General features: G+C 41.7%; 4 protein-coding genes. 2 read left to right on the top strand and 2 right to left on the bottom strand.

Annotated elements, in window-relative coordinates; all coding sequences use genetic code 11:
- Positions 1-523, bottom strand: a 523-nt coding sequence (locus Q4Q57_RS21960; RefSeq protein WP_311892029.1) for a reverse transcriptase domain-containing protein, incomplete at its 3' end; no start/stop codon positions are given.
- A 588-nt stretch (positions 524-1,111) separates the two neighbouring features.
- On the opposite strand from Q4Q57_RS21960, the gene Q4Q57_RS21955 reads away from it, so the two are divergent.
- A complete protein-coding gene (locus Q4Q57_RS21955) occupies positions 1,112-1,468 on the top strand; it encodes a DUF2750 domain-containing protein (RefSeq protein ID WP_311892028.1) in 357 nt (118 codons plus the stop codon).
- A gap of 101 nt (positions 1,469-1,569) precedes the next feature.
- On the top strand, positions 1,570-2,028 hold the full coding sequence (locus Q4Q57_RS21950; protein WP_311892027.1) for a hypothetical protein: 459 nt from the start codon (positions 1,570-1,572) through the stop codon (positions 2,026-2,028).
- Positions 2,029-2,450: 422 nt separating this feature from the next.
- Here Q4Q57_RS21950 and Q4Q57_RS21945 read toward each other — a convergent pair.
- Positions 2,451-3,556: hypothetical protein (locus Q4Q57_RS21945; RefSeq protein WP_311892026.1), on the bottom strand; the 1,106-nt coding region annotated here is incomplete at its 5' end.

Genomic DNA, 3,556 nt, shown 5'->3' with positions numbered 1-3,556 from the left:
GATTTACTCGATCAAAGAACTTGGACAGATCAACATCGACGGCAAATTTGCGCTTCTGTTTGATGATATCTCTGACTTGCAAGACCGCTTGTTTGGCATTCCTATTCGGTCTAAAGCCGAAGCTATTAGCCGAGAAGAAAGGGTCAAACAACGGCGTGAGAATTTGAGCAATAGCTTGCTGTATCACACGATCAATGACGTTAGGGATACCCAGTTTGCGTTTACCGCCATCTGGTTTGTCGATCTCTACGCGTCTGACTGCTGAAGGGTTATATTCACCTCGTTCCAGTAGAGATTTACACCGTTGCCAACCGCCTTGTTGCATCCAAAGCGGGAAGGCTTCGATAGTCATGCCATCGATGCCAGCCGCGCCTTTATTGGCTTTAACTTGACGCCAAGCTCGGTGTAGATTTTCAGGTTCGAGTAGTTGTTGGAATAAATCGCTGTTGAAGGCCGGTTGCATATCAATACGCTGCCGATAGTAATCGTCTGGCGACGTAGTGGGTATCGACAAGTTTGACAAGACTCCTCCTTCTTCTAAATGTTCAGGCCTTCACCATATCCCAACCATTACGATGGGCGTTGGGCTACTATGCCGTCTGCTGACTTCTGCTTAATCACATACCGAGTTACCCCGTCATGCGCTATCGGTTTTCATCTGGTTCGCTCTTTTCAGTCGATGAGATTGAAAAGCCAAGGCACTTAATAGACCAGAGCCTTACTGGTTATTGACCGATCGCGTGTTAAGCAGATCTCCCCAGATAAGAACATGAACTTTCTTTGCACTGCTGCCTCATTTACGGTGGCCATTAGATCACGTGGTTTCGTCGTCTTGTGCCAACTCACCTCTAGCCTACGCCTCATATGATGTTCTTGTTCATCAGCTCGCAAATTTGCTAGCGGCTTCCTTCAGACCAATCCTCGCGGATAAGCCCTTGCCATTCGCTAGTAGTTAACGTTTAATAACAGCATGTTATTGAACGGTGACCTTCCTACAGAGGACTTTCACCTCATTAGTTCATGCCCATGCTGGGCGTACACAAGCGCATGTTTCGGACAAATTTCCGCTGCGCTCCAATTTGCCGCAAATGCGGGCGTTAGGAGACAAAGAGTGTCATCCGGAGTACCACAAGCTAATAAGTTTTATGAGGAAGTTGCTGAAACGAAAGTTGTCTGGTTCGGAGTTCTGCCTGGTGAAATACTGCTGGAATTCGATTTGAAGGATAAAAAGGTCTCTTTCCCTGTCTGGTCTTCTAAAACTCGAATAGAGCGCCTGAAGAAACTCAATCCAGAATTGCTTGGTAAGGTTGAACCGAGAAGTGTGGTTTGGGCGCAATTCAAGGAGCACTTTTTGCCAATCCTTCCACCTGAAACGAAGGTCGTAGGTGTCAATCTCAGTGGCAAAAAACTAACTGGTATCGACATTCCCGCGCCACTTTTGGTTAAGCAAGTAGAGGCATTCTGGTAATGTCTCCTAACAAACAAATATTATCGCCAACAAAAAGCGCTGACTGCGACGTCAACCCGCTACGCGGCTTTCCGCGCTAAATTTGGGCGTTAAGCAATAATATGAATAAAATATCAATTGTCATGGCGTTGTGGAAAGAAGCTTATTTCTCTGAGTCAGAGGTAATAGCTTGGGCTGACGCTGAAATCCTGAAAGGCAAAAGCGATCCCGAAGATTCGCTCATTGAGCTTTCATTGAAAGGGCCAGGTTATTGCTCAAAGTTGCCGTCTTATGAATTTCCCGCATCAAGAGAATTAAGTTTTTCTGAGCGGTTTGCAGTTAGGCTAGAAAGTTTGAATTGGGTCTCTGAAAAAGCCGTTATGGAATTTATTGAATGGGTATCTCGTGCCTCATTAGGTGAGGACTTAAATATTCCTGAGGTTCTTTTTGGCTATCTATTAGATGAAGAGTTTTGTTATGACGAAGGAAATCCATTGAAACTATTTAATGAAGAAATTTCTACTCATAAATCAAAAGCCTCAAAACTATTTAAAGGCATAATTTCTGAGCTAAATGCTTAACAAATCGCTCAAGCACCGCTTAGCTCGGCGTTACCCATAGAAATTTTAATTTGAAACTTACTAATTTGAGCTAATGGTTTAACTCGGAATTGTCCCAACTCGTGTCAGGCCGATCAGTTCTGGCACGTTTATGCCCCAAACTTAGTTACGATGGGTAGATTTTCCTCTTCATCAAAGCTGCACTTGACTTACTTTTTCTCATGCCAATAAAGTGTCAAAAGAATAAGAGAACACCTAACGATGTACTCAGGACATATAGGGAAGAGTAATGCTAAATCAATATAATATTGATGAACTTAAGAGGCTATTGGTGCCAAACAACGTACCAGTTAACGAACATGAGATCATCATTCGGCAAATCGAATATGACATGTGGGGTTCAAAGGCAGGGGAGTCTAAAACCCACAGCCCTAACAAATTGATTAACTTCGTTGTTGTAATGCTGAATCTTGAATTTTATCAAGCAGATCCAATGTTGGAGCCTCTCCATATAGTGTGAGAGGTTCCACTATTTCTACTTTATAGACTTGGTAGTCATAGTCAGTAACTCTCTTCCCATGAAAAAGGGCTACAACACCGACATGAGCATCACCAACTTGGACAGTCATTGTGTAAGGAGCCACAGCTTCTTGTTCAGTTATATACTCATCGCTGTATGGCTCTTTTCGTGCTTTAAAGCGAATAGTTTCAACTTTGTTTTGGATGATAGCCGCTAGGCCATTCAACGCATGCCGACTATCATAAAGTTCATCTAACGTAGTAAGTGAGTTTCCGTCAATTTCAAAGCTATTTTTAAGAACTTTAATGGATTCGACGACGCATAATGTGTCTTCAAATGGGTGATTCAGAGTAGCTTGAGCGCTTATTATTCTTTTCTCTTTCTTGAGTACAGTATCAAGAAAGAGTGTCTTATCTTTGTTTTCTTGAGAGAAAAGAGTAAAAAATCGTAATGCTTCATCTAGTGGCACTTTTTTTTCTGTTGTGAAATGCAACAGACTGTCAAACTGGTTTTCAGATACATTAACTAACTCTATGGAAAAAAGCTCTGTTCTGAAGTAAAGCGAATTTTTACTAGTAGTTAATTGTGGCATCTTTACAAATTGACCATCAAAGATAAGTGCAGGAGAGTATTCACGTGTTTTGAAGCGCAATTGGCATTCGTCAATGATATTAGGAAACACTTGAATTTTGGCTACATCTGATTTCTTTTCAACTATTGCACCGTTTGGTAAGTCAAAGCGGTTATCTTTCAGGATAGTATTCTTAATCTCAACTTGTGAGGACAATCCAACAGCAGCTTCAAAGAAGTGTTGAGCCACTTGTTCCGTAGAAGCTTCGAATTGAAAAATAAAGCCATTAGCTCCATACCCAACGGTTTTTGTTAATTCGTCTTTATTTTTCTGGTATTCAGCCATACCATCAGGAACTAAGCTGATAATTCGTTCATGTAACGCAATACCATCATTTGAGTTCAGTTTGTGTTCATCAGCATATCCAATCCATAACTTAATTTTGTGTAATGGTTCAG

This window comes from Shewanella sp. SP2S2-6, from assembly GCF_031931965.1.
GTDB lineage: Bacteria > Pseudomonadota > Gammaproteobacteria > Enterobacterales > Shewanellaceae > Shewanella > Shewanella baltica.
This window is presented reverse-complemented; position numbering and strand designations above follow the sequence as displayed.

Bases quoted from the DNA above. Each gene is read 5' to 3' on its own strand.
- Q4Q57_RS21950 (WP_311892027.1), top strand. From the start codon at position 1,570: ATGAATAAAATATCAATTGTCATGGCGTTGTGGAAAGAAGCTTATTTC.